A 25,672-nucleotide genomic window follows, 5' to 3' on the forward strand; every position below is an offset into this window, starting at 1 on the left:
AATGGGCATATATTTATCTGACAATATTATATTTCTGGTGGTGTTCTATTTGCATTGAAAGAAAAATTGTTAACATCGCAAAAAGCTCTCTTGTTAAAAAAATGGACAAAATTTGCAAAGCATTATGGTAAAATAAAAAAGAATATGAAAACGATCTTGAGGGGGTACCGAATTGAGCCATATTGCAAATCAAGACAAGGAAGTTTACGAGGCGATCCGGCAGGAATTGAACCGGCAAAGAAACAAGATTGAACTCATTGCCAGCGAAAATTTTGTCAGCGAAGCAGTGATGGAAGCACAAGGTTCCGTTCTGACCAACAAATATGCGGAAGGGTATCCGGGGCACCGGTATTACGGCGGGTGCGAATATGTGGATATCGTGGAAAACCTTGCGCGGGAGCGGGCCAAACAGCTTTTTGGCGCCGAACATGTCAATGTCCAGCCGCACTCCGGCGCACAGGCCAATATGGCGGTTTATTTCACCATTCTGGAGCACGGCGACACGGTGCTTGGTATGAATTTGTCCCACGGCGGGCATTTGACACACGGCAGCCCGGTCAATTTCAGCGGCATGCAGTACCATTTTGTGGAATACGGCGTGGATAAGGAAACGCAGCATATTGACTATGAAGATGTGCTGGAAAAAGCGCGCGTACATAAGCCGAAACTGATTGTCGCAGGTGCAAGTGCATACCCCCGGACGATTGATTTTAAAAAGTTCAGGGAAATTGCGGATGAAACAGGCGCCTATTTAATGGTGGATATGGCGCATATTGCAGGACTTGTGGCTGCAGGGTTACATCCGAACCCGGTGCCGTATGCGGATTTTGTCACGACCACAACGCATAAAACCTTGCGGGGACCGCGCGGCGGCATGATTTTATGCAAAGCGGAATTTGCAAAGAAAGTGGACAAGTCGATTTTCCCGGGGATCCAGGGCGGCCCGCTTATGCATGTAATTGCTGCCAAAGCCGTCGCTTTTGGAGAGGCGCTTACAGACGGGTTCAAAACCTATTCGCAAAAAGTGGTGGACAACGCAAAACGGCTGGCGGAAAGACTCCAAAAAGAAGGATTTGACCTTGTATCCGGCGGGACGGACAATCACCTGATTCTCATTGATTTGCGTTCTTTCGGGATTACCGGGAAGGATGCGGAGAAGGTGCTCGATGATATCGGCATCACGGCCAATAAAAATACGATTCCGTATGACCCGGAAAGCCCGTTTGTAACAAGCGGTCTCAGAATCGGTACCCCTGCAGTCACAACAAGGGGATTCGGCCTGGAAGAAATGGATGAGGTGGCGTCCATTATCGGATCGGCATTGAAAAATCCGGATAACGAAGCAGTCTTAAAAGAAGCGGCAGAACGCGTCCGGCATCTTACGGAACGCTTCCCGCTGTACGCCGGCCAAAACTGAGCAGGCGCATTTTAGCGCCCGCTTTTTCCGGACGGATAGCTGGCTGGTGCACTTCCAATGCGGCATAAAAACGAACCGGCAAAAAAATTGAACAGGAAGGCCTCGTAAACCGCGGGGCCGGTCCTTTCGCCTGGCCTCAGGATTTTCTTTTGGCTTTCCTTGAGATTGGGCGCTTTTTTCGTGTAAAATGGTTGGGGTAAGCATTTGCCGAACCTGATACCAACCTTTAAAGGAGAGAATTCATTTGAGTACACTTCATGTCATTGACCACCCGCTGATCCAGCACAAGTTGACGTATATCCGCGATAAACATACGGGGACAAAAGAATTCCGCGAACTTGTCGATGAAGTTTCGACTTTGATGGCATTTGAAATTACCCGTGATATGCCGCTTGAAGAAATTGAAATTGAAACGCCAGTCTGCAAGGCAAAATCAAAAATTTTATCCGGCAAAAAAATTGGCATTGTCCCGATCCTGCGTGCGGGCCTGGGCATGGTAGACGGCGTGCGGAAACTAATCCCGGCTGCAAAAGTCGGACATGTCGGCCTGTACCGCGATCCGAAGACACTGACGCCGGTTGAATATTACATAAAACTTCCAAGCGATGTAGAGGAACGCGATTTTATCATTGTGGATCCGATGCTGGCTACAGGCGGTTCTGCCGTGGATGCGATCCAGTCCTTAAAACAGCGGGGTGCAAAAAACATTAAATTCATGTGCCTGATTGCATCCCCTGAGGGCGTGGAAGCCGTGCAGAAAGCCCATCCGGACGTTGATATTTATACAGCAGCCCTTGATGAGAAGCTGAATGAGCAAGGGTACATTGTGCCGGGTCTCGGAGACGCAGGGGACCGCCTGTTTGGGACAAAATAAAATGTATGGATGCGCTTAGTGTTTTACAATTTTGTTAACCCGTCAGAAACAGGCTGGTAAAAAAATAAAAAGGGTCTATAATAACGGTATGTTTTCGGTATAGAGATGAATGCCAGGCATGTAAACGATTGGAAAAGCAGCGCAAGCTTACGCCGGTGTACGGTGTTTCCTTCCTGTTCTGGGAAGCGGGATGGCCATTTTCTGAAAAAATAAGTTCTAATGACTATATCAAGGAAACTCCTATTGACATTGGATAAGCGCTATTGTATGCTAAAAAAGTGTACATAATGAGAAGGTTTTCATGAGGTTGGGATTCTACTATTAATATGCCGGAATGCCGGAAATGTGAAAAACCAGTAAAGCCGGGGCTGCAGGCTGTTCGTAACCTTAACAAATTGCAAGTTTTGGTTAAGAATGTTGCAATTTGCTAGGTGAGGAAGTGACATACCGCTTTCCTGCTGTGCTGCAAACGATCGGCGTCCCTTGTCAGGAGTGTTTAAGGCATGCCGGAACTTCTACGTATTTACAAAAGACAGCGCAAGTATTTGGTGATTCTTTTGTGCCTTTATTTGGCGGGGGCGATGTTTCCCGGTTACCGTTCTGTTTTCCTCGGGCTTTTGCTTGGCACAACTGTCAGCCTCTTTAACTTATGGCTTATGGTGAAGAAAACAATGGCTGTTACCGATGTTTCTCCGGGCAAAAAAAGGATCTCGCTCGGTACCGGGATGAGAATGGCGGCTGCCGTACTCGCGGTAGCGGTGGCGCTCCGTTTTCCGGATTTGTTTCATCTATTGGCTGTAGTGATTGGCATAATGACATCTTATCTCGTCATTATGATAGATTTTTTTGTAGGTTTGCTTCAACAAAGAAAAAAGTAAAGTGAGGTGAGTTTCGGTGGAACATAAGCAACCGATAGTCGAATTCATGGGGTTGTATTTTAACCTGTCCAACGTCATGATGATTACTGTCTCATCCTTGATCGTGTTCATCATTGCGGTCATCTCAACAAGAAAGTTGGCGTTGAAACCTACAGGCATGCAGAATTTTATGGAATGGGTCATGGATTTTGTCAGAGGGATCATTAAAAGCAATATGGACTGGAAAACCGGCGGCGTCTTTCATATTCTGGGCCTAACATTGATCATGTATATCTTTGTTTCCAATATGCTCGGATTGCCGTTTATGGTTGTTTATGATCATTATTCCTGGTGGAAGTCACCTACTTCCGACCCGGTTGTTACCCTTACGCTGGCCGTTCTGGTCATGGGCCTGTCCCACTTTTACGGTGTCAAAAAGAGAGGGTTTGGCGGATATCTGAAAAGCTATGCTGAACCGTTATGGTTTTTGGTCCCGATTAACCTGATCGAACAGTTTGCCAACACGTTAACATTAGGGCTCCGGCTTTACGGGAATATTTATGCCGGCGAAGTGCTGCTGTCGCTGCTTGCGGGCACTTTGGCGATGCATACAAACATTTGGGGGACAATCGGAGCGATTATTCCGACCCTTGTATGGCAAGGATTTTCCATTTTTGTCGGCACGATCCAGGCATATATTTTTACCATGTTAACAATGGTTTATATTTCTCATAGGATTGCCCATGAGGAATAACCATTTCTATATTTTTGAAAAATCATCTATTTATATATTCCAAAGGAGGAAATCTTATCATGAGTTTGGGTATTCTTGCAGCAGCAATCGCGGTTGGTTTGGCAGCATTGGGCGCCGGTATCGGCAACGGCCTTATTGTCGGTCGTACAGTTGAAGGGATCGCAAGGCAGCCGGAAGCACGCGGCCTTTTGCAGACAACAATGTTTATCGGCATTGGCTTAGTTGAAGCTCTTCCTATCATTGCGGTTGTTATCGCATTTATTGCACTGGGAAGATAAGGAACATGTTGACGGCGAAGCGGATTCTAAGAGACCTTCGCCTTTCCTTTATGGTTTAGCCGGGAACAGCTGTAGTTTCGGTTATGAGCGGTTCAGGGCAATCATTTTTGAACCATTTTGCTTCTTTTTTTGGTAAAAGGTGCGAAAGAATGTTTTAAGAACGTGTGGAAGGGAGTGAACCCGGGTGTCCCAGACTGATTTAGTACTCGGATTTGTGCTAGGGAAGCTCAACACAGGCGATATTTTATTCCAGGCCATTGTGTTTGTTGTGTTGCTTCTGCTATTGAAAAAATTTGCTTACGGCCCTCTAGTTGAAATGATGAGGAAACGTGAGGAACATATTGCAAAAGAAATTGAAACGGCGGAAAAAAACCGCGAAGAAGCAGCCAGGCTTTTGGAAGAACAGCGCAAGATGCTGAAAGAAGCACGTGTTGAAGGCCAGAATTTAATTGAAAATGCAAGGAAACAGGCAGAAGTGCAGCATGATGATATCGTTGCAACAGCGCGCCAGGAAGCAGAACGCATGAAAGATGCTGCCAAAGTTGAAATCGAACAGGAAAAAGCGAAAGCTGTTGCTGCTTTGCGTGAACAGGTAGCATCCTTGTCCGTGATGATTGCCTCTAAAGTGATTGAAAAAGAAATTTCCGAGAAAGACCACGAGAAATTCATACTCGATTCTATTAAAGAGGCAGGAGAAATGAAATGAGTAATGAGGCGGTAGAAAAACGGTACGCTTCGGCACTTTTTGAGCTTGCAAAAGAGCACGGGCAGCTTCAAGAAATCGAAAAAGAAGTCCGGGCGGTAAGAGAGGTTTTTGAGGAAAACGAACCGTTCCGAAAGCTCCTTAAATCTCCGAAATTGACGATAGAAAAGAAACAAGAAATCCTTAAAAACATTTTTTCTGGATTATCCACTTTCACTTTGAATTTGTTGTTGCTCTTGACTGAGCGGCACAGGGACGAGCTCATCCCGAGGGTATGCCGTGCTTTTATTGAACGGGTGAATGATGAACGCGGTATTGCAGATGCACTTGTCTACTCTGCTCGCCCGCTTTCTGCTGACGAGAGCAAAGCGATATCTGAAGTATTTGCCAAAAAGGTCGGAAAGCGGTCTTTAAACATTGAGAATATCGTGGATGACGGTCTGCTGGCCGGATTAAAGATTAGAATCGGCAACTCTATTTTTGACAGCAGTTTGCGCGGAAAATTGGAACGTCTTGAAAAAACATTAATCAGTTAAGTGAGAAATGAGGTGCTGGATTTATGAGCATTAAGGCTGAAGAAATCAGCTTGCTGATAAAAAAACAGATTGAAAATTACCAGTCTGAAATTGAAGTGAGCGATGTCGGTACCGTTATCGAAGTCGGTGACGGGATTGCGCGTGCACACGGTCTTGACCAGGCCATGTCCGGGGAACTGCTGGAATTTTCCAACGGGGTCATGGGGCTTGCGCAGAACCTTGAGGAAAGCAATGTCGGGATCATTATTCTCGGGCCTTACCGCGAAATTCATGAAGGCGATGAAGTAAGGCGTACAGGCCGGATCATGCAGGTGCCGGTCGGGGAGGAACTCATCGGCCGTGTCGTCAACCCGCTCGGCCAGCCGGTTGACGGGCTCGGGCCCATCAACACAACGAAAACCCGCCCGATTGAATCTAAAGCGCCTGGCGTAATGGACCGGAAATCGGTAAGCGAACCGCTGCAAACGGGGATTAAGGCGATCGATGCACTTGTGCCGATCGGCCGCGGGCAGCGGGAATTGATTATTGGCGACCGCCAAACTGGTAAAACGACTATTGCGATTGATACGATTATAAACCAAAAAGACCAGGACATGATTTGTATCTATGTTGCGATTGGCCAAAAAGAATCGACCGTCCGCGGTACAGTTGAAACGCTCCGCAAATTCGGGGCTTTGGATTATACGATTGTGGTAACGGCTTCCGCTTCGCAACCGGCGCCTCTTCAATACCTGGCACCGTATGCCGGTGTTGCGATGGGCGAAGAATTCATGTACAACGGAAAACACGTGCTCGTTGTGTATGATGACTTATCCAAACAGGCTGTTGCTTACCGTGAACTTTCCTTGCTCTTGCGCCGTCCGCCGGGCCGTGAAGCATATCCTGGCGACGTATTCTATTTGCACTCCCGCCTGCTTGAACGTGCCGCCAAATTAAGCGATGCAAAAGGCGGAGGTTCATTGACCGCCCTGCCGTTTGTTGAAACACAGGCCGGCGATATTTCGGCTTACATTCCGACAAACGTGATTTCGATTACAGACGGGCAGATCTTCCTGCAGTCCGACTTGTTCTTCTCAGGTGTCCGCCCGGCGATCAATGCAGGGTTATCCGTATCCCGCGTAGGCGGTGCCGCGCAAATCAAGGCAATGAAAAAAGTTTCCGGCACACTGCGCCTTGACCTGGCATCTTACCGTGAACTTGAGTCATTTGCCCAATTCGGGTCGGATCTGGATAAAGCCACCCAGGCAAAACTGGCACGCGGGCAGCGTACGGTTGAAGTATTGAAGCAGGACCTGAACAAGCCAATCAAAGTGGAAAAACAAGTATGCATCCTGTATGCATTAACAAAAGGATTGCTGGACGATATTCAAGTGGAAGACATTCTCCGTTTTGAATCGGAACTTTATGACTGGCTGGACCAGAATCGGGCATCACTGCTCGAAGAAATCCGTACAACCGGAAATCTTCCTGACGATGAAAAAATGAAAGAAGCCATTCAGGCATTTAAAAAGACCTTCGTAGCATCTGAACATCAATAATTGGACAGAGAACCCCGTTACCCGTATGCGGCATGCGTGCTTTTTCACTGCAGCATCCGAACCGAAGGCAAACGGGCCGGACAGACAAAGGATTTCAATCCAGGATTGGAATCCTGATTAACTCACAAGGGTGGTGAAGTGAAGTGGCATCCTTACGCGATATAAAAAACCGGATCAACTCTACGCAGAAAACAAGCCAGATTACGAAGGCCATGCAGATGGTGTCGGCTGCAAAACTGAACCGTGCGGAATTGTCCGCCAAATCATTTGTCCCCTACATGGAGAAAATGCAGGATGTAGTAGTCAGCATTTCCCAGGGGACAGGCGGCGCCCGGCATCCGATGCTTGTTTCCCGCCCGGTTAAAAGGACCGGTTATTTCGTGATCACATCTGACCGCGGACTGGCCGGCGCTTTTAACAGCAACGTTTTAAGGCTTGTAACCCAGACCATCCGGGAACGCCATCAATCTGATGATGAATATGCGATTATTGTGATCGGCCGTACAGGATACGAATTTTTCAGGCGTCTAAAGATGAATGTTGTGCTGCAGATTGTCGGCCTGTCTGACCATCCGACATTCCAGGATATCGAAAATATCACGAAGAAAACGGTCGCGATGTATGAAGACGGGACATTCGATGAGTTGTATTTGTATTACAACCATTTTGTCAGCGCCATTAGCCAGGATGTGACGGAAAAAAGGCTGCTGCCGCTTACGGATGTAACGGCGACAAACCGGCTCATTTCCTATGAATTTGAACCGTCTGTAGAAGAAATCCTGAATGTTTTGCTGCCGCAATACGCAGAAAGCCTTATTTATGGCGCGCTGCTGGACAGCAAAGCAAGTGAACACGCGGCACGCATGACTGCAATGAAAAATGCGACGGACAATGCAACTGAATTAATCGACTCGTTGACATTGACATATAACCGTGCCCGCCAGGCATCCATCACACAGGAAATTACAGAAATTGTCGGTGGAGCAGCTGCACTGGAATAATTTCCGTTTTGGCAAACCGCTCTTTTGCCGAAACGGATCGGGCATGTGCCATCAAGCAAGTTAGGAGGGAACAGTATGAGCATTGGACACGTTCTGCAAGTAATGGGTCCGGTAGTTGACGTAAAGTTTGAAAACGGTCAGCTCCCTGATATTTATAACGCATTAAAAATCAATTATAAAGCAAAAAATGCCAATGAAGTGGATATCAATGTTACACTGGAAGTTGCATTACACCTAGGCGATGATGCCGTCCGCACAATTGCGATGGCTTCCACAGACGGTATCCGTCGCGGCATGGAAGTAGTGGACACAGGCACGCCAATTTCTGTACCGGTAGGGGAAGCAACCCTTGGCCGTGTATTTAATGTGCTCGGGGAAGTCATTGACCTTGACGGCGAACTGAAAGGCAATGTGCGCCGCGACCCGATCCAAAAACCGGCGCCTTCTTTCGAGCAGTTATCCACGCAGGTTGAAATTCTTGAAACCGGCATTAAAGTCGTTGACCTTTTGGCGCCTTACATCAAAGGCGGGAAGATCGGTTTGTTCGGCGGTGCCGGCGTTGGCAAAACCGTGTTAATCCAGGAACTGATTAACAACGTTGCACAGGAACACGGTGGTATTTCTGTATTCGCCGGCGTAGGGGAACGGACGCGTGAAGGGAACGACCTCTACTACGAAATGAAAGATTCCGGCGTTATTTCCAAAACAGCAATGGTGTTCGGGCAAATGAACGAACCGCCTGGCGCACGTATGCGTGTGGCTTTAACAGGCCTGACGATGGCTGAATATTTCCGTGACGAACAAGGCCAGGACGTATTGCTCTTTATCGACAATATTTTCCGTTTCACACAGGCAGGTTCTGAAGTGTCTGCGTTGCTCGGCCGTATGCCGTCAGCCGTAGGTTACCAGCCGACCCTTGCAACCGAAATGGGCCAGCTGCAGGAACGGATTACATCTACAAATAAAGGTTCAATCACATCGATCCAGGCGATCTATGTGCCGGCTGACGACTACACTGACCCGGCTCCGGCCACAACATTCGCCCACCTCGATGCGACGACCAACCTTGAACGCCGTTTGTCGGAAATGGGGATTTATCCTGCTGTAGATCCGCTCGCTTCGACATCCAGGGCATTGTCCCCTGAAATTGTCGGGGAAGAGCATTACAACGTTGCCCGCCAGGTACAGCAAACATTGCAACGTTATCGCGAGCTCCAGGACATTATCGCGATCCTCGGGATGGATGAACTGAGCGAAGATGACAAACTGGTTGTTGCGCGCGCACGCCGCATCCAGTTCTTCCTGTCGCAAAACTTCCACGTTGCGGAACAATTTACCGGCCAGCCGGGATCTTATGTGCCGGTTAAGGAAACTGTCCGCGGCTTTAAAGAAATTCTTGAAGGGAAATACGACCATCTTCCTGAAGATGCTTTCCGCCTCGTAGGCACGATCGAGGATGCTGTGAAAAAAGCGGAAGCCATGGGCGTAAAAGCATAATGCGGGACCGGGAGGAAGTAAAATGAGGACATTTGAAGCCAGTGTTGTCACCCCGGACGGCCCGGTATACAATGCGGAAGTGGAAATGGTAATTGCAAAAGCCAAAAGCGGCGAGATCGGTATCCTGTACGGGCATGTTCCGCTTGTTGCGCCGCTTGATATCGGAGTTGTCCGGTTTAAAAACGGCGACCAGGAAAAAGTAGTTGCAGTGAGCGGCGGCATTTTGGAAACACGCTCCAACCAGGTGACCATTCTGGCACAGGCTGCCGAAACACCCGAACAAATTGACATCCGGCGGGCGGAAGAAGCAAAGCAGCGTGCAGAAAAAAGATTGCACCAGTCCGATCAGGATGATATCGATTTTAGACGGGCGGAGCTTGCGTTAAAACGCGCGATGAACCGGATTGAAGTCTATCGCCACTTTTCCAGATAACCGCTTTTCCTTACTGTCATTTTATGATCAAAAAGGCACCTTCTGCTTCTTCGGAAGGTGTTTTTCTTTAAGCAGCCGGTTTGCCGGGCAAGGCGCCTGAACGGGCAAAAACAGGAAGGGAATGAGGACAGATGACAGCTGAATTCGGAACGCAGGCAGTGCTCAGCATCCTTGTGAATTTGTTTTTTATTGGCATGACGTTTTGGATCCTTCAAGCCGTCCATATTGACAAGATCATAAAGAAAAACCGCATTGTCCAGGCAAGGCTTTTGTATATTTTCCTTTCTGTCGCAATCGGATACAGCGTCAGCAATTTTTTCCTTGACTATTTGCTATGGGTGCAGCGCCTGCATTTCCTGTTCCAATGACGGGTACCGCTAAGCATTGTTTCAAAATTCCAATTGATCGGTTCTTTTGAGGCTGAAAAATGGTTCGTTTTTCCTGTTTCCAAAAAATGATCCGTTGCATACAATTTAGGTATGCTTTTTTGACAAAATTCATTATACTAGTGTATAGGGTGTCAAAACTTGACGACTTTTACCTGGTATGTCTGCCGTCTCTCTTGTTAACACTTTTAATAAGGGAGAGGGGAGCGCAAAGATGAAATTCCGATTTGTATATCCGGTTTTGGCAATTGTTGGTTTGACACTGATTTTCGTGGGGAATAAGACAGATGCGGCCAATTTTACGGATCAATTGCAGTTATTTCAGGCGTCCATTGCAAAATTGAACGGCAAAGTCACTGAATGGTCTTTATATACAAGAGAACCCCTGCGGGCGCCGTCCGAACCGGAATGGGCCGAAAAAGTGCAGACATTGCAGGATACATTCCCTGAAATGCACTGGTCGGTAAAAAAGGACAGGCATGTGAAGGTGCTCACGGGCAAGCTGGAAAAAAGCCATTATGTCGAAACCGTAAAATTGATGTCGACCCTATCAAATGCTGAAAACGGTTCGTATATCATTTATGAAGTGAATGGCAAAGGATGGGACCGCGCGCAAATGCGCAAAGTCAATCAATTGGTATCTGCCCGCACTCGAGCGCTTTTTACGAAAAAGCCCATGGTTTTCTCTTGTATCAAAGGCGAATTCAGTGATAAAATGGATCATGTTTTGTTACGTGGAAAAAAAGAACAATTGCTGAAACGTCTTGATGCGCAAGAAATTGAAACAATGGAAGAAAAGAACTTTTATGCGGTTTCCGGATACTCGCCTAAGTTTTCTGAAAATATCCATGCCAAAAACCGGAAAATGAATGTGCAAATCGGTTTGCGAGACAGCGGTTTGGGCGGTAAGACAACGGTCGTAATTGGCACACCCATCATTACGATTGAATATTAATATAGAGAATATGGACGCGGAGGGGAATACTCTTGGAAAAGATCATCGTCCGCGGCGGAAACAGGCTTCAGGGCACCGTTCAAGTGGAAGGTGCAAAGAATGCCGTATTGCCTGTGATCGCTGCATCGTTATTGGCAAGTGAAGGAAAAAGCATCATACGTGATGTACCACAACTCTCCGATGTATTTACAATCAGTGAAGTGCTGCGCCACTTGAATGCTGAAGTTACGTTTCTGGATAATGAAATCACTGTAGATGCATCAAGGGAGTTATCAATTGAAACGCCTTTTGAATATGTACGCAAAATGAGGGCATCTTTTTTAGTGCTGGGGCCATTACTGGCGAGAACCGGGAAAGCAAGGGTCGCATTACCGGGAGGCTGTGCCATTGGATCCCGCCCTATTGACTTGCACTTAAAAGGATTTGAAGCAATGGGCGCCAAAGTAGATGTGGGAAACGGCTTTATTGAAGCGTCTGTATCCGGCCGCTTGCATGGCGCGAAAATATATATGGATTTTCCAAGCGTCGGCGCAACCCAGAATATCATGATGGCCGCATCGCTGGCTGACGGACAAACGGTCATTGAAAACTGTGCAAAAGAACCTGAAATTGTGGATCTTGCCAATTTCCTGAATGAAATGGGCGCAAATGTAAAAGGTGCCGGCACGGGAACCATTAAGATCGAAGGTGTGGAGAAGCTGCATGCTGCTGATCATACCATCATACCGGACAGAATTGAAGCAGGGACATTTATGGTTGCCGCTGCGATTACAAAGGGAAATGTGTTGGTAAAAGGTGCGGTACCTGAGCATACTTCTTCCTTAATTGCAAAGCTGGAGGAAATGGGTGTCACCATCATTGAAGAAGAGAACGGTGTCCGGGTTATCGGCCCGGAAACATTAAAGGCAGTAGACATAAAGACAATGCCTTATCCGGGATTCCCGACCGATATGCAGTCACAAATGATGGCGCTCCTTTTGTGTGCTGAAGGCACGAGCGTGATTACGGAAACGGTATTTGAAAACCGATTCATGCATGTGGAAGAATTCCGGCGCATGAATGCGGATTTAAAAATAGAAGGGCGTTCGGTTATTGTGAACGGGCCGTGCAATTTGCAGGGGGCTGAAGTTGCCGCAACAGACCTGCGGGCAGCCGCCGCTTTAATTATTGCCGGGCTGGCGGCAAAAGGCATTACCCGGGTGACCGAATTAAAACATCTGGACCGCGGCTATTTGAACTTTCATTTAAAACTGGCTGCACTTGGGGCCGACATTGAAAGGGTCGACGACGAAGCGGAAGTTGCGCCGGCAAAACAAGATCAATTGCTTGCTGACGCCAATCTTTAGTTTGTATAAAAACCTCTGTACATATTCCCCATGTGCAGGGTTTTTTTTCGCCATTTTTCTTCTGCTGTTCCCATTATGGACAAAACAGGCCGGTTTCAAACGTACAGGCCTTGATTTTTCATGCAGTTGTTGAAACAGTTTATGCTGAAACGCCGTCCAATGCGTTTCCTCCCGCCTCAAGCGATGCGCCTCCGGAACTTATCCGGTTGTCGCCAGAGCGCGCCGGGAAGGTTCGTCGGCTTTTTTTCGGTGCTGCCCCATGCTTGCCCCGCACACCCTTGAGCGTGCATTTTTAATCATAAATGCTTGTCCCGTCCCATAAATTGGAGTATAGGCTTTCCACCACTTCGATCATATGGAGGCGTCAGCATGAAACCAATCAAACCCGTTGTAATCGCAGCGATCCTCGTCCTCGCCTTTTCCTTTCTCATTCCGGCCCTTGTCGTCCTTCCGTTCCACAACGACAAGGTGAGCGGAAAATTGCATGAAAAAAAACCGCCAAAGGAGGAGAAAGCAACGGTATCCGTCCAGGTATCCGTATACAGAAGCATGGAGAAAAAGGTTGACCGCGTGCCAATGGAAGACTATGTTGCAGGCGTGGTCGCAGCTGAAATGCCTGCAACGTTTAAACTCGAGGCATTAAAAGCCCAGGCACTGACTGCCCGCACTTTCATTGTCAACCGGATGTTAAATGGCGGAAACAGGGATTTGCCGGATAATGCCAATGTGACAGATACGGTCAACGACCAGGTATATTTGAGCCGGGATGAACTGAAAAACGTTTGGGGGAAAGCGTATCAGGAAAAAATGGAGAAAATCGACAAAGCGGTTGCTGCAACAGAAGGCGAAATCATCACTTACCATAACAAGCCGATCGATGCAGCGTTTTTTTCCACCAGCAACGGCTACACAGAAAATGCCGGCGATTACTGGTCCAGTGCCGTACCCTATTTAAAAAGCGTGAAAAGCCCGTGGGATCAAAACTCGCCTAAATTCAAGAAAGTCACATCCATCCCCGCCACGGCGTTCGAACAAAAACTGGGGATCCGGATTCAAGCGAATGATACGGGAACTGTCTTATCCAGGACAGAAGGAAAAAGAGTGGCGAAAATCAAAATTGCCGGCAAAGTTTTCACCGGCAGGCAGGTGAGGGAGAAGCTGGGGCTGCCTTCTTCAGATTTTACATGGGAAAGAAAAGGAAAAGAAATTGAAATTATAACGAAAGGATACGGGCACGGCGTCGGCATGAGCCAGTACGGGGCAAACGGCATGGCACAGGAAGGGAAAGATTATAAAGCGATTGTGGCGTATTATTATCAAGGCGTCACGGTGAAACCATTCAGCCAAATTGCCGGAGCCGGCGCCCTGGCAAAAAAATAATCCCTCCCGGACAAAAATTTTTTAAACTTGATGTATAAACAAATGAAGAAATGTTCAGAATGGTTGCTGAGGTGATGATAAATGAGAGAGGAAGAAAAGAAACGGCCTTCTCAACCAAAGAACATAAAAAATTTCTTCAAAAAACGCTGGGTCTATCCGGCAATCTATTTAGTAAGTGCGGTGCTGTTGATTACAGGGATTATTTGGTATCAGTCGCTTGGAACCCATTCGGCAAAAGAAAAATTTAAAAACGATGCATCCATCAGCCAGAAAGGATCCGGCAATGACGCAATCGAAGTAAACAAAGCGGTAGAAAACTTCAGAATGCCGGTACAAAAACCTGAACTGGCCACGATTGAGAAGAAGTTTTACGACGCGAATGCTTCCGTCAAGGACCAGGAAGCCGCACTCGTTGTATACGGCAACACATATCAGCCGAACCAGGGAATTGACATCACGATGAAAAATGGCAAAACATTTGACGTTGTTGCTGCAATGGGCGGTACCGTCACAAAAGTGCAGGAAGATGCCGTTTTGGGCAATGTCATTGAAGTCGAACATGACAAAGGCGTGACGACCGAATACCAATCGGTGAAAGACATTGCGGTGAAAGAAGGCGATATGGTCAAGCAAGGACAAACGATCGCAAAAGCCGGCCGGAGCGAGCTGAACAAAGCCGCCGGGACGCATCTTCATTTTGAAATCCGCAAAGACGATGTGGCGGTCAATCCGGAAGGCTACTTCAATAAAACGGCCAGCGACGTCAAAACGCCGGAAGTTTCATCCGAAAGCAGCCAGTCCAAGCAAAGCCGGTCTTCGGAAAAAACATCAACCAGCCAGAACAGCCATTAATACAGCCCGCGTGTATACAGGACAGAAAACCTCTGTCCTTTTTTTGTTTTCCGCCCGCTTCCCGTAAAAAAGCAGTTTCTTGCATAAAATGGTACACAAGCTAATAAACTGTTACAAACTTGACAAAAAAGCGGGAGTGTTTGAGGTGAGGAATCGTTAATGACGGGAGCATCTTCGCTACAGACTTGATTATATTCTGCACCATCAGAAAGGCTTCACTTTCTGCCGCAAGCATGAACAGCCTGCGGGATCCAGTACAAAATTGAATCCGGCGAGTCTCATTTCACACGCCTCACATCCAATTTTGGGGGAGGGCGAGTAGTGTGCACGATTACATCAAAGAGAGGACTATCAAGATTGGGAAGTATATCGTGGAGACGAGGAAAACAGTTCGCGTAATTGCGAAAGAGTTTGGCGTATCCAAAAGTACTGTCCATAAAGATTTGACGGAAAGGCTGCCGGAAATCAATCCGGAACTGGCAAATGAGGTAAAGAATATCCTCGATTACCATAAATCTGTCCGTCATTTGCGCGGAGGGGAAGCAACAAAGCAAAAATATAAAAAAGAAGAGTATCCGGTCACAGAGTAACAGAAAAACCGCAGCAGCGCTTTCCGGCTCATGAGGGCTCCATGATTCCTGAAAGAAGCAATCGAATTGCGCGGTTGCTTCTTTTTACGGTCCGGGCCCGTTTTGGGAGCGGTTCCGGCCACAGGATGCGCAGCTGCTTCCATCCGGTAAACGGCTTTCGCAGAATTGAAACGGACACCCCGCGCGAAAGCTGCTTTTTTGCAAACCGGGCCCCCCCGTAAAATCCCCTCCGTTTGCCTCGCTTGAAAAATACCCGAAAATAAAATTTGACAAATGATCCCGAAACCCGGCAAAAATATGCTAAAATAAATAACCAGGGATAACAGACAATGATAGACTTCGAATAGATAAATCGTCCTAAAAAAGTTTGAAAAATGAGGAAGGAGCACATACATGTTTGCAAAGGATATAGGAATTGATTTGGGTACCGCGAATGTACTGATCCACGTAAAAGGCCAGGGAATTGTGCTGAATGAGCCGTCTGTTGTAGCCATTGAGAAAACGGCCAATAAAGTGCTCGCGGTCGGGGAGGAAGCGCGCCGCATGGTTGGCAGGACGCCGGGCAATATTGTCGCCATCCGCCCGCTGAAAGACGGCGTCATTGCCGATTTTGACGTAACGGAAACGATGCTGCGGTATTTTATTTACAAGTTGAATGTAAAGGGATTCTTATCGAAACCGCGCATTTTGATTTGCTGCCCGACAAATATTACGAGCGTGGAGCAAAAAGCGATCCGCGAGGCAGCAGAAAAAAGCGGCGGGAAAAATGTTTACCTGGAAGAAGAACCGAAAGTGGCGGCCATCGGTGCAGGCATGGATATTTTCCAGCCGAGCGGGAATATGGTGGTCGATATCGGTGGCGGCACGACGGATATTGCGGTACTGTCGATGGGGGACATTGTGACAAGCTCGTCCATCAAAATGGCCGGTGACAAATTTGACAATGAAATTCTGCAGTATATTAAACGGGAGTACAAACTGCTGATCGGCGAACGGACGGCAGAGAATATCAAGATGAATATCGGCACGGTATTTCCGGGCGCCCGCAATGAAGAAATGGACATCCGGGGCAGGGATATGGTTTCCGGCTTGCCGCGGACGATTACGATCAAATCCGCTGAAATTGAAAAAGCGCTGCGTGAATCCGTGTCCATCATTGTCCACGCCACGAAAAACGTTTTAGAGAAAACGCCTCCTGAACTGTCAGCCGACATCATTGACCGCGGTGTCATTTTAACAGGCGGCGGGGCTCTTTTGCACGGTATTGACCAATTGCTTGCCGAAGAAATTAAAGTGCCGGTCCTTGTTGCCGAAAATCCGATGAGTTCCGTAGCGATCGGAACAGGCATCATGCTTGAAAATATCGATAAAATTTCAAGAAGAAAACTCGTTTAATCAAACGTTTGATGAATGCTCCAGCGAGGTGAATGGCAATGTTACGGGGTTTATATACAGCGGCTTCCGGGATGATCGCCCAGCAGCGGAAAACGGATTTGCTCGCCAATAATTTATCCAACGCAGACACGCCGGGGTATAAAACGGACCAGTCATCGATCCGCTCTTTCCCGAAAATGCTGCTCAGCTATATGGATAAAAACGGGACAACAGGCGAAGTAGTGAAATCGGTCGGGTCACTTGCGACCGGTGTTTATATGCAGGAAACACTGTCGCTTTTTAAACAGGGTGACCTTAAAGAAACAGGCAACCGGACCGATTTGGCCATATTAGATCAGGCTTCACCGCAAGGAAGCCTGTTCTTCCGCATCGATGACGGCAACGGACATGAAGCCTATACGCGGAACGGGAATTTCACAGTGAACCCGGAAGGCTATTTAACGACCGCTTCCGGCCATTACGTGCTGGATGAAAACGGGGGCCGCATTCAGACGGGGGGAACCGATTTTTCCGTCGATGCGGCTGGCGCGGTAACGGAAAACGGGCGGTATGCGGGCACGATCGGCCTTGCCTACGCCCAAAATCCGGCACAGCTTGAGAAAACAGGCGACGGTTTATATACGCTCGCGAATAACGGGGCGCTGCCAGCTGCAGGCCAAAACGGCTTTCAAATCAAGCAGGGCTGCCTGGAATCTTCCAATGTCGATGAGACAAAAACAATGACAGATATGATGAGTGCTTACCGCTCTTTTGAAGCCAATCAAAAAGTGCTGCAGGCTTATGACGCAAGCCTCGGCAAAGCCGTAAATGACGTAGGAAAAGTATAACGGAGAATGGTGGGGTGAGACAGCGCCATGAATCAATCCATGTTGACAGCAACCAATACGCTCAGGCAGTTGCAGGACAAAATCGATACCATCAGCCATAATGTTGCTAATGTGGATACAAACGGCTATAAAAGCAAACAGGCGAGCTTTACCGATCTGCTCGCCCAGCAAATCAACAACCAGCCGGATCCATCCAAAGAAACAGGCAGAAAAACGCCGTACGGCATCCGGACCGGCACGGGGGCAAAACTGGCACAAGCGGTGCTTTCCCCATCGCAGGGGGCGCTTGAAAATACCGGACGCGCCCTTGATATGGCCTTTACAAAAGAAAACCAGTACTTAAAAGTGCTTGCCGGGGTAAATGGCCGTAATGAAACGGCCTTTACCCGCAATGGCGCATTGGAAGTATCCCCGCTCGGAAACAATAGAAGTATGCTCACTGATGCGAACGGGAATCCTGTCCTGGATGAGAATAACAGGATGATTACATTCCAGGGCAGAGTAGCAGATTACGCGATCAGGCCAAACGGGATCTTGCAGGTGGCATACAGTGACGGCACGCGGGAAAGCTTTAACCTCGGCGTTGTCCAAATACGCAACCCGCAAGTGCTGGAACAGGCCGGGAACAACTTGCTGAGGCTGCCGCAAAACGCCAATGCGGCAAATGTATACACCGATTTAAAGGGGGCAAACCGCAGCCAAATTTCTATGCAGCAGGGCGCGCTTGAAAAATCGAATGTCGACCTTTCTGCTGAAATAACGGAGCTAACGAAAACAGAACGGTTGTATCAGTTCCAGTCAAGGACGATTACATTGTCCGACCAGATGATGGGCCTTGTAAACAACATCCGTTCCTGATGATTCGCTTTTTACGAAAACCAGCTGCCTTACGTACTTTAAGGCAGTATCCGGGGACGCGGCCGTTTCGAATCCTGCCCGCCGCCTTATTTCTCCCGGACTGAAACTGAAAACGGAGGATTTTTTGCCAATGTTGGATTTACAGCAAATTAAAGACATTCTCCCGCACCGTTATCCTTTTTTATTGATTGATCGCATTCTTGAGGTGGAAGAAGGAAAACGTGCGGTTGGAATCAAAAACGTATCCGGAAACGAACCTTTTTTTGCAGGCCACTTTCCGCAATATCCGGTCATGCCGGGTGTATTGATTGTGGAGGCGCTCGCACAGGTGGGCGCGGTCGCCATGTTGAAAAAGGAAGAAAACCGCGGGAAACTTGCGCTTTTTGCAGGTATTGACAAGTGCCGGTTTAAACGCCAGGTAAAACCGGGAGACCAGCTTCGCCTCGAAGTGGAAATCATCCGCTTGAAAGGGCCGGTCGGAAAAGGCAAAGCGGTTGCTACAGTCGGCGGGGAGCTTGCCTGTGAAGCGGAGATCATGTTTGCACTCGAAAAATAGCAGCGGAACAGATCTTGCCGCTTTTTTCCGTAAAAAAAATCAGCCGGATGTCCAGCTGACCAAAAGAGAAGGGGATAGAAGAGGATCGGTATTCTCAACAAATATTCTATCTGATGGGGCAATATAGGAGAAACGTTAGGAACTGGTAAAATGGAAAAGAAAGTTGGAAAAGGAAAACTCATACGTTTACTTCAGATGTGGCACGAGTGCGGGCATTTTGCGGCTCTCTTCCTCTATCCGTTTTACTTCCTGCATCAAAAGTGCAAGCTGCCGGTTCAGCATGCCCTGTTTGACGATCATATCCGCTAATACCCGCTCAAGTGCATCCAACCGTTTTGCAGCGTCTTCCATTGCATGCTACCCTCCCTGGCCGGTTTCCTGCAGCGGTTTGTTTTCCGGCCGTTTGCTTAAAAATTGGACTGTGTCGGCAATGACTTCGGTGACGTAGACCCTTTTTCCGTCCTTATTATCATAGTGGCGGGTCTGAATCCGGCCGGTAATGCCGAGCATGGAACCTTTTGCGCAATATTTGCTTGTATTCTCCGCGATTTTATTCCAAAGGGTACATTGGACAAAATCGGTTAACGTTTCGCCAAATTGATTCCGGTAATGGCGGTTTAAGGCAAGCGTAATATTTAGCACCGGTTTTCCGTCTGCTGTGTAGTGAAGATCCGGATCTTTTGTGAGCCTTCCGACTAATGTGACCTGGTTAATCAACTGATCCACCCCCTTCCTGCATTTATCTTACCGGCTTTCATTTTTCTTGTAAAATCGCCATTTTTCAAAAATAGCCCCTTCGTTTCGTGCAAAAATGTATTTTTGCACGCCTGGTTTTTACATATTTCGGCAGTAAAAAGAGGTTATGGCATTATTTAAAATTTTTTCTTTGGCATCAACCGGGCGAAAATGGGAACTTTTACCGCGGAAACATAACAGCTGGTTCCCGGCTTGGACTTGCATTGTCCAGACTTCCGCCTTTTTGATGCAGGTGAGAAAATGGGCTGTTGCCGGTGATCGTCTGTTGGATGTATGTTATAATTTTTACAAACGAATAGGGAGGAAAGGGATGAAAACGTTTAAGATCCTGTCGCTTACCATTTTGAATGACGGCGAACGCGTGCCGATTCCGTTGATTGACGGGCTGATTCTGAACAAGGAAGATGGGCGGGGCACCTGGCTGATTGAAGCATACACGGAGAGCAAGCATCTGCCGTTTTTTGCGGAAAAAGAAAAGCAGCAGACGGAGCTGGATACTGAAGTGGTGATCACGTATGAGAACAATGATCCGGCACCGCTTTCGACCCGAGTCAGGGGAATAAAAGAATTTGACGGAACGATCAGCGTCCTGCTCGAAGGGAAAATACGCTCGAGGCGGATCGCGTATGCGGAAAAGCTGTTGGAGGAGCTGGTCCGCGAAGGGTACGAAGGCGAGGAATTAATTGAGGCATTTAAAGAAAGATTAAACGGAAAAGGCCGCTCTGCGTCATAAAACAGAGCGGCCCTTTCGCGCCTTTATTTTTGCTTTTTTAATTCGATGACTTCCTTATGGACTTTGTTATCTTCTTCCCAATAAATGACGGCTTCTGGATGTTCTCCTTTTTTTGGCGCGTCTGTATATTCTACAAATCCTGTGTCTGGAGATACCTTCTCTTTGTTTGCTGTTTTGTCCCCGGCTTCCATTTCACCACCGATCCAATATTGTGTTTTTAAAACAGAAACCTTATTTTTCTCTTTTTTGGAGCCATTCCAAATGAAATCTCCAGAATAATTAACATCATCAGATTTCTCACCGTTATACGATAATACAGCCGTCCATTTGCCGCTCTTGCTGTGGCCCACCCATTTCGGGTAGCTTGGCTTTTCCTTTTCATGGACAACCATACCGACTATAATGCCGATTACGACAACGGCAGCAATGATGCCTGTGATAGCCCAAGGTTTTTTCATGTTTAACGTGCCCTCCATTTTTGTTGATAATAATAAATATTCAAAAAATGTAGGAGAGGGGGAACCTCAGAGCGGGTGCCCCCCTCTATTTAGCTTTGCAGCAAAACCAAATGTTTCAATTCGTCATCGGACAGTTCGGTAACCCAGTTGTCACTTTGGATAATTTCATCGTTCAGCGCCTGCTTTTTCTCAAGCATCGCGTCAATCTTTTCTTCCAGTGTGCCGGTCGCAATCAATTTGTGGACATGGACAAACCGCTGCTGCCCGATGCGGTGCGCCCTGTCCGTTGCCTGGTTTTCAACAGCCGGGTTCCACCAGCGGTCATAATGGATGACGTGATTGGCTGCTGTTAAGTTCAACCCCGTTCCCCCGGCTTTTAAACTCAGGAGAAAAACAGGGAACGCCTTGTTTTGAAAATCACGGATCAACTGGTCGCGTTTTGCTTTTGGCATGCTTCCGTTTAAAAACGGAACGTCAAGGCCAAACAGCTCCTTCATCATTTGCCGGATCATTTGGCCCATCCCGATATACTGGGTGAAAATGAGGCACGATTCCCCCGTATTCAAAATGGCTTCTGTCAGCGTTGCCAGTTTTTCCAGTTTAAATGACCGTTCCAAAAGGTTCGCCGGTTTTTCTTCTTTCAGAAACAGGGCAGGATGGTTGCACAACTGCTTCAGACGGTTTAGCATCTGCAAAATCAGCGCTCTTCTGCCAAGCCCACTCAGCTGGCCGATCCCCTTAAAAGCATTTTGCACCGTTTCTTCGTACAATGCCGCCTGCTCTGCCGTCAGCGGGCAAAATTCTTTTTGCTCCAGCTTTTCGGGCAGATTCAGTTCCACATCCGGATCTTTTTTCGTCCGGCGCAGCAAAAACGGCCGGATGAGGCGCTTGAGCTCACGGATTTTTTCTTTTGACCCGTCCTTTTCAATCGGGGCGATGAACCGTTTTTGGAACTGCCTGAACGTGCCCAAATAGCCTTTATTGGCAAAATCAAAGATCGCCCACAGTTCTGAAAGCCGGTTTTCCATCGGGGTGCCGGTCAAAGCAATATAATGCCTGCCCTTTAGTTTCCGGATCGCCCGCGACTGTTTCGTCTCTGCATTTTTAATGTTTTGCGCTTCATCAAGGGCAATCGTGCTCCATTCCACAGCTGACAATGCCTCGAAATCAAGGTGGGCAATCCCGTAGCTCGTCAGCACAACATCGGCATGCTGATAGCAATCCCCCAGGTTTTCTTTTTTCCGGTTCGGCCCGTAATGGAGGGCGGCATTTAAGCCATTTCCAAATTTTTCAATCTCCCGTTGCCAGTTGCCGAGGACAGATGTCGGGCAAATGATGAGCGCCGGATTTGCCGGCTGTTTTGCATGCTTCACATGGAGGAGGTAAGCGATCAGCTGCACGGTTTTCCCAAGCCCCATATCGTCTGCCAGTACGGCGCCAAACCCGCAATCACGCAAAAAGGAGAGCCAGTTTAAGCCAAGCTGCTGATACGGCCGCAAATCGCCCTGGAATCCGGGCGGGATCGGGACGGATGGAATTTCGTCCAGATTGGAAAGTTTCCGGATGAATTTTTTTAATGACTGATTCAGTTCAATTTGAATCCGGGCGAGCGCCTGCATATCCTCTGTTTCTTCTTCGTCCGTTTCCTCTTCGGATCCGGAAGTTTGCGCGAGCAGATCCTGAAGATGGAGGCCCTCTTTTTTGGCCTTTTCCATGAGCGCCTGCAGCGACCGGATCATCTTCGGATCAAGCGTGATCCACTCTTCTCCCGCTTTCACAAAGCGGCGCCCTCCGTTTACGAGGTTTTGAAATTCTTCTTCGCTCATTTCCATCCCGTTTAAGGAAATCCGCCAGTCAAATTCGAGCACTGTATTGAGATTGAAAAAGGACCGGTAGCTTGTGTTTTTTTTCAGTTTTGCTTTCAGCCGCATATTGGCGTTTTTAACAGATGACCACCAGGACGGCAGCATAATTTCCACACCGAGCGGGAGAAGCTTTTCGCTGGCATGAACGAAGAACTCCCATGCGCGGTTTTCTTCAAGTTCATTGCGCAGCTGCCCGTTTTCATCTTGAAGCCAGGGGAACAGTTTTCCCCATCTTGCCTGTTCGAGCCGGACCTCTTCTTCAAACGGCTGCCATTTTTTATACAGCTTTTGCCGGGGGTAGACCAGCATCCGTTCCGGTTTATCACGGCCGCGCAGCACGGTTTCAAGCTTCCAGCGCCCGCCGTCAGCGTCCGGTTCAAAAAGGCGGATCCCAATCGTAAAGGGGAGGGACGCTTCGCCCGCCCATAGTTGAAAACGCCGCTTGTCAAAATACGAGGAGAGTTCCCGGGAGGTAAAGCCTAATTTTTTCAGCTCCATGAATTGCCGCTTCAATTTGGGCCGGCTGGTGATAAAAGAACGGGCAGCTTCTCCGTACCATTCGGAGAGGACGCGGGACAAAGGTTTTTCATCCAGCATCCGGCCCCAAAACGACGGGCTGAACTCATCGATAACGGCATCAGGTAGCTCTATCTCCCATGCTTCTTCTTCCGGAAGTGCAGCCGCCTCAGCAAGCCAGCCGCCGCTTAAAACGGCATCAAGCAGCACGGGAGCCGCAGCCAAATAAATTTGCCCGCGTTCATCCCAATCCCAGCGCAACATCGAACTGAACCCTTCTTTTCCGAGCAGGGACAAAAGCGTAAAGCTGTCAGCCAAAATCCCGCAGCGACTTCCGAAACGCGTGTACGGCATAAAGGCGCCGTAAAAACTTTCTTCATGCCACATAAACAAAGACGGCGCCCAGTAGGAAGGATCGGCCCCGTTTCCGGCCCGGTCTTCGGAAAATAAGAAATAGCGCCCGTCCGGAACCGGCTGTATATTGATTTTTACATCATATTCCATCTGCATCGGTCAAATTTCCCCTCCTGCATTCTTCCTGAAAAGCGCGCATCCGTTTTGTCCGCTCCTTGATTTCATCAAAGAATGCGTACCACCGTTCCTCTTCATGGCGTTTCCGGTAAATGGCTTTTAATTTTTTCAAATAGCGGACGGCTTTTTGATAGGACTTCCGGTTTTTTTCCCCGATACAGATACCGACCGCCCGGTGGTAAAGAGGGAGAAGGGCTTCAGGCGCTTGTTTTGCAACCTGTTCGAGTTTTTCTTTTTCAATATCTCCGGGTGTATGGCCGGTAAGTGTCTGGAGTTCCGCCCACTCCTTGTATCTTGCGGATGAAAACAAAACGTCCCCGTATTTCGGTGCGCTGACAGGCAAAAAGGCGCGGTACAGTTTTTCCAGCAATTTCAGTTGCTGGGCGGAGAGCGCCTGTTCATTGATGGAACGGAAAAACATGCGCATATAGGCAGCCCTTTCGAAGTCGTCCGTGCAAGATTCCAAAAGGCGCGGGATCATCGGGACGGCGGCGGAAATATAGCGGGACAGCCTCTCATCTGCTTTCAGTTCCAAAAACCAGTACGGCATATATACGGCTGTATGGGCGCCGCTTGCAGCCAGCTGCCCGAGAAAAAACAGCGCGGTGTCGTCATTCCCGAGCAAAAAGGCGAGATGTATAAAGCAGAGCACCTTCAGAGTGGAGAGGTTTTCACCGGCGTCAATGCTGTTTAAAATTTCCTTTCTTAAACGCGCCTCTTCCTCTTTCCGCCAATTTTCTTTCTTGAGCAGGCGCGACCAGAGCATCCGGTAAAAATCAACGGTTTCCAGTTCATAGATGGATGCACTGTCCGCCAGCTCGCGGGTGTTCTCGCGAAAATAAGCAATAAACGGATCAAAAGCAAACGGGAGCGCTGCGGACGACAGCCGGTTTGCCGCCTCTTCCGCTTCGCCGGCCAAAAACTGCATGAGAGCCGCGGACGAAAAAAAGCCATTTTTCAAACAAACCGTGTGAAGGTATTTAAACAATTCATAGGCAGCGGCCAGTCTGTAAAGCGGTTCCCATTCCCGTTCGACCGGCAAAAAAAGGGTGAGCCGGCGGTAAACTTCCCTTGCCGAGAGATCGAGAAGAAATTCATCCTTCACATTGATCTCTTCAAACGCGGTATGGAAATCATCCAGCCACATGCTGATGGTTTGCCCGGTTGTTTCCGGCTTTTTTTTCTCCAACAAATCGCTTGCCCGCTTCACGGATTGCAGGAGGTCCCCGTCCGTACTGCGGCGCTTCCACTCGCGGACCCAGTCGAATACACTGTTTGCTTCACTGTAGGCAAAGAAAAACAAAGCCATCAGGTGGCGGCAAAAACCGTCATGGGGGCAGGCACAGTCAAAATTCAACGGGTCAAGCAGGTCCAGCTCGCAATCCACCGGTGTCACATCCTGGACTTTCCCGCGCAAAAACCGCCCCGAAACCCGTTTGGCATGGACGAGATGCTGGCGGTACAACAGCAGCCCTTTTTGCACCAGTTTCTGGTGGGATTCGCGCTCCGGCTGCAACCGGTTCTGAAGTTTTGTGGCATAATCGTTCAGTAAGGCGGCCATAGGGCGACACACCTCCTTGGAAAAATATGTAAAACAAAAAGCAGACAGGCTGCTTCGGTTTGTGGCAAGTGATAATTCAACTATTTAGCATAATACACATTTCTGTTGATGTCCAGTGCGGAAAAGAGGGGGCAGTTCTGAAGAGTAAATTCATCAATTTTTAGATGTTTTATGATAAAATGACTTATCCACATTTAGAAAATTTTTCCATCTATTTTT

Annotated in this window: 27 protein-coding genes; 22 read left to right on the plus strand and 5 right to left on the minus strand. The window is 48.1% G+C overall.

The window, feature by feature from the left end; genetic code table 11:
• Positions 1-172: 172 nt before the first annotated feature.
• The 21 genes from glyA (at position 173) to fabZ (ending at position 19,033) form a co-directional block, all read left to right on the plus strand.
• Positions 173-1,417, plus strand: a complete 1,245-nt coding sequence (gene glyA, locus IC21_RS09370; protein ID WP_029142416.1) for a serine hydroxymethyltransferase — start codon at positions 173-175, stop codon at positions 1,415-1,417.
• A gap of 244 nt (positions 1,418-1,661) precedes the next feature.
• Entirely contained in the window at positions 1,662-2,291 is a 630-nt protein-coding gene (upp, locus tag IC21_RS09380; protein WP_013860732.1) for a uracil phosphoribosyltransferase, read from the plus strand.
• Positions 2,292-2,794: 503 nt separating this feature from the next.
• A complete protein-coding gene (locus IC21_RS09385; RefSeq protein WP_017553097.1) occupies positions 2,795-3,169 on the plus strand; it encodes an ATP synthase subunit I in 375 nt (124 codons plus the stop codon).
• Between the two features lie 16 nt (positions 3,170-3,185).
• Positions 3,186-3,902: a F0F1 ATP synthase subunit A gene (atpB, locus tag IC21_RS09390; RefSeq protein WP_014096761.1), complete on the plus strand. Its 717-nt coding sequence runs from the start codon at positions 3,186-3,188 to the stop codon at positions 3,900-3,902.
• Between the two features lie 65 nt (positions 3,903-3,967).
• Positions 3,968-4,180: a F0F1 ATP synthase subunit C gene (gene atpE / locus IC21_RS09395; RefSeq protein WP_026104500.1), complete on the plus strand. Its 213-nt coding sequence runs from the start codon at positions 3,968-3,970 to the stop codon at positions 4,178-4,180.
• 184 nt (positions 4,181-4,364) lie between these two features.
• Positions 4,365-4,886, plus strand: coding sequence for a F0F1 ATP synthase subunit B (gene atpF, locus IC21_RS09400; RefSeq protein WP_017553095.1), 522 nt, complete (start codon positions 4,365-4,367; stop codon positions 4,884-4,886).
• The gene (locus IC21_RS09405) at positions 4,883-5,419 is read left to right on the plus strand and encodes a F0F1 ATP synthase subunit delta (protein WP_017553094.1); all 537 of its coding nucleotides are present in this window, start codon (positions 4,883-4,885) and stop codon (positions 5,417-5,419) included. The genes atpF and IC21_RS09405 overlap by 4 nt, the downstream gene beginning before the upstream one ends.
• A gap of 23 nt (positions 5,420-5,442) precedes the next feature.
• The gene (gene atpA / locus IC21_RS09410; protein WP_013860727.1) at positions 5,443-6,957 is read left to right on the plus strand and encodes a F0F1 ATP synthase subunit alpha; all 1,515 of its coding nucleotides are present in this window, start codon (positions 5,443-5,445) and stop codon (positions 6,955-6,957) included.
• Positions 6,958-7,100: 143 nt separating this feature from the next.
• Positions 7,101-7,958 carry an ATP synthase F1 subunit gamma gene (gene atpG, locus IC21_RS09415; protein ID WP_029142415.1) on the plus strand — a complete coding sequence of 286 codons (858 nt, stop codon included), beginning with the start codon at positions 7,101-7,103 and terminating at the stop codon, positions 7,956-7,958.
• A 75-nt stretch (positions 7,959-8,033) separates the two neighbouring features.
• Positions 8,034-9,455, plus strand: a complete 1,422-nt coding sequence (gene atpD, locus IC21_RS09420) for a F0F1 ATP synthase subunit beta (protein ID WP_029142414.1) — start codon at positions 8,034-8,036, stop codon at positions 9,453-9,455.
• Positions 9,456-9,477: 22 nt separating this feature from the next.
• Positions 9,478-9,888 carry a F0F1 ATP synthase subunit epsilon gene (locus IC21_RS09425; RefSeq protein ID WP_029142413.1) on the plus strand — a complete coding sequence of 137 codons (411 nt, stop codon included), beginning with the start codon at positions 9,478-9,480 and terminating at the stop codon, positions 9,886-9,888.
• Positions 9,889-10,019: 131 nt separating this feature from the next.
• Positions 10,020-10,256, plus strand: a complete 237-nt coding sequence (locus IC21_RS09430) for a DUF1146 family protein (RefSeq protein ID WP_029142412.1) — start codon at positions 10,020-10,022, stop codon at positions 10,254-10,256.
• 232 nt (positions 10,257-10,488) lie between these two features.
• Positions 10,489-11,229, plus strand: a complete 741-nt coding sequence (locus IC21_RS09435) for a YwmB family TATA-box binding protein (RefSeq protein WP_019721011.1) — start codon at positions 10,489-10,491, stop codon at positions 11,227-11,229.
• Between the two features lie 32 nt (positions 11,230-11,261).
• Positions 11,262-12,575 carry a UDP-N-acetylglucosamine 1-carboxyvinyltransferase gene (murA, locus tag IC21_RS09440; RefSeq protein ID WP_019721010.1) on the plus strand — a complete coding sequence of 438 codons (1,314 nt, stop codon included), beginning with the start codon at positions 11,262-11,264 and terminating at the stop codon, positions 12,573-12,575.
• A 369-nt stretch (positions 12,576-12,944) separates the two neighbouring features.
• Complete coding sequence (gene spoIID / locus IC21_RS09445; protein WP_019721009.1) at positions 12,945-13,955, plus strand: stage II sporulation protein D; 1,011 nt, start codon at positions 12,945-12,947, stop codon at positions 13,953-13,955.
• An 81-nt stretch (positions 13,956-14,036) separates the two neighbouring features.
• Entirely contained in the window at positions 14,037-14,807 is a 771-nt protein-coding gene (gene spoIIQ, locus IC21_RS09450; protein ID WP_013860719.1) for a stage II sporulation protein SpoIIQ, read from the plus strand.
• Positions 14,808-15,130: 323 nt separating this feature from the next.
• Positions 15,131-15,397, plus strand: a complete 267-nt coding sequence (gene spoIIID, locus IC21_RS09455; protein ID WP_017553086.1) for a sporulation transcriptional regulator SpoIIID — start codon at positions 15,131-15,133, stop codon at positions 15,395-15,397.
• Positions 15,398-15,790: 393 nt separating this feature from the next.
• Positions 15,791-16,792: a rod shape-determining protein gene (locus IC21_RS09465; protein WP_019721007.1), complete on the plus strand. Its 1,002-nt coding sequence runs from the start codon at positions 15,791-15,793 to the stop codon at positions 16,790-16,792.
• Positions 16,793-16,830: 38 nt separating this feature from the next.
• Positions 16,831-17,619: a flagellar hook-basal body protein gene (locus IC21_RS09470; protein ID WP_029142411.1), complete on the plus strand. Its 789-nt coding sequence runs from the start codon at positions 16,831-16,833 to the stop codon at positions 17,617-17,619.
• Positions 17,620-17,646: 27 nt separating this feature from the next.
• A complete protein-coding gene (locus tag IC21_RS09475) occupies positions 17,647-18,477 on the plus strand; it encodes a flagellar hook-basal body protein (RefSeq protein WP_029142410.1) in 831 nt (276 codons plus the stop codon).
• Between the two features lie 130 nt (positions 18,478-18,607).
• Positions 18,608-19,033 (plus strand): 3-hydroxyacyl-ACP dehydratase FabZ, encoded by a 426-nt coding sequence (gene fabZ / locus IC21_RS09480; RefSeq protein ID WP_019721004.1) that lies wholly within the window; start codon positions 18,608-18,610, stop codon positions 19,031-19,033.
• A 186-nt stretch (positions 19,034-19,219) separates the two neighbouring features.
• On the opposite strand, the gene IC21_RS17005 is transcribed toward fabZ, so the two are convergent.
• Both IC21_RS17005 and IC21_RS09485 read right to left on the minus strand, forming a co-directional pair.
• Positions 19,220-19,384 (minus strand): hypothetical protein, encoded by a 165-nt coding sequence (locus IC21_RS17005; RefSeq protein WP_013860712.1) that lies wholly within the window; start codon positions 19,382-19,384, stop codon positions 19,220-19,222.
• A 6-nt stretch (positions 19,385-19,390) separates the two neighbouring features.
• Positions 19,391-19,750 (minus strand): single-stranded DNA-binding protein, encoded by a 360-nt coding sequence (locus IC21_RS09485; protein ID WP_013860711.1) that lies wholly within the window; start codon positions 19,748-19,750, stop codon positions 19,391-19,393.
• A gap of 349 nt (positions 19,751-20,099) precedes the next feature.
• Here IC21_RS09485 and IC21_RS09490 point away from each other — a divergent pair, with 349 nt between their 5' ends.
• Entirely contained in the window at positions 20,100-20,522 is a 423-nt protein-coding gene (locus IC21_RS09490; RefSeq protein WP_013860710.1) for a YwpF-like family protein, read from the plus strand.
• Positions 20,523-20,545: 23 nt separating this feature from the next.
• Here the strand turns inward: IC21_RS09490 and IC21_RS09495 are convergent, their stop codons facing one another.
• The 3 genes from IC21_RS09495 to IC21_RS09505 all read right to left on the minus strand — a co-directional run bounded on the left by IC21_RS09495 (position 20,546) and on the right by IC21_RS09505 (position 25,453).
• Positions 20,546-20,980: a DUF4944 domain-containing protein gene (locus tag IC21_RS09495; protein ID WP_013860709.1), complete on the minus strand. Its 435-nt coding sequence runs from the start codon at positions 20,978-20,980 to the stop codon at positions 20,546-20,548.
• Between the two features lie 89 nt (positions 20,981-21,069).
• Positions 21,070-23,871 (minus strand): DEAD/DEAH box helicase, encoded by a 2,802-nt coding sequence (locus IC21_RS09500; RefSeq protein WP_029142409.1) that lies wholly within the window; start codon positions 23,869-23,871, stop codon positions 21,070-21,072.
• Positions 23,855-25,453: a hypothetical protein gene (locus IC21_RS09505; RefSeq protein WP_029142408.1), complete on the minus strand. Its 1,599-nt coding sequence runs from the start codon at positions 25,451-25,453 to the stop codon at positions 23,855-23,857. Before IC21_RS09505 ends, IC21_RS09500 begins: the two co-directional genes overlap by 17 nt.
• Positions 25,454-25,672 lie beyond the last annotated feature (219 nt).

The organism is Heyndrickxia coagulans DSM 1 = ATCC 7050, from assembly GCF_000290615.1.
GTDB lineage: Bacteria > Bacillota > Bacilli > Bacillales > Bacillaceae_C > Weizmannia > Weizmannia coagulans.

Bases quoted from the DNA above. Each gene is read 5' to 3' on its own strand.
- IC21_RS09385 (WP_017553097.1), top strand. From the start codon at position 2,795: ATGCCGGAACTTCTACGTATTTACAAAAGACAGCGCAAGTATTTGGTG.
- IC21_RS09405 (WP_017553094.1), top strand. From the start codon at position 4,883: ATGAGTAATGAGGCGGTAGAAAAACGGTACGCTTCGGCACTTTTTGAG.
- atpA (WP_013860727.1), top strand. From the start codon at position 5,443: ATGAGCATTAAGGCTGAAGAAATCAGCTTGCTGATAAAAAAACAGATT.
- atpD (WP_029142414.1), top strand. From the start codon at position 8,034: ATGAGCATTGGACACGTTCTGCAAGTAATGGGTCCGGTAGTTGACGTA.
- IC21_RS09425 (WP_029142413.1), top strand. From the start codon at position 9,478: ATGAGGACATTTGAAGCCAGTGTTGTCACCCCGGACGGCCCGGTATAC.
- IC21_RS09430 (WP_029142412.1), top strand. From the start codon at position 10,020: ATGACAGCTGAATTCGGAACGCAGGCAGTGCTCAGCATCCTTGTGAAT.
- IC21_RS09435 (WP_019721011.1), top strand. From the start codon at position 10,489: ATGAAATTCCGATTTGTATATCCGGTTTTGGCAATTGTTGGTTTGACA.
- spoIID (WP_019721009.1), top strand. From the start codon at position 12,945: ATGAAACCAATCAAACCCGTTGTAATCGCAGCGATCCTCGTCCTCGCC.
- spoIIQ (WP_013860719.1), top strand. From the start codon at position 14,037: ATGAGAGAGGAAGAAAAGAAACGGCCTTCTCAACCAAAGAACATAAAA.
- IC21_RS09465 (WP_019721007.1), top strand. From the start codon at position 15,791: ATGTTTGCAAAGGATATAGGAATTGATTTGGGTACCGCGAATGTACTG.
- IC21_RS09470 (WP_029142411.1), top strand. From the start codon at position 16,831: ATGTTACGGGGTTTATATACAGCGGCTTCCGGGATGATCGCCCAGCAG.
- IC21_RS09475 (WP_029142410.1), top strand. From the start codon at position 17,647: ATGAATCAATCCATGTTGACAGCAACCAATACGCTCAGGCAGTTGCAG.
- fabZ (WP_019721004.1), top strand. From the start codon at position 18,608: ATGTTGGATTTACAGCAAATTAAAGACATTCTCCCGCACCGTTATCCT.
- IC21_RS17005 (WP_013860712.1), bottom strand. From the start codon at position 19,384: ATGGAAGACGCTGCAAAACGGTTGGATGCACTTGAGCGGGTATTAGCG.
- IC21_RS09490 (WP_013860710.1), top strand. From the start codon at position 20,100: ATGAAAACGTTTAAGATCCTGTCGCTTACCATTTTGAATGACGGCGAA.
- IC21_RS09495 (WP_013860709.1), bottom strand. From the start codon at position 20,980: ATGAAAAAACCTTGGGCTATCACAGGCATCATTGCTGCCGTTGTCGTA.
- IC21_RS09500 (WP_029142409.1), bottom strand. From the start codon at position 23,871: ATGCAGATGGAATATGATGTAAAAATCAATATACAGCCGGTTCCGGAC.
- IC21_RS09505 (WP_029142408.1), bottom strand. From the start codon at position 25,453: ATGGCCGCCTTACTGAACGATTATGCCACAAAACTTCAGAACCGGTTG.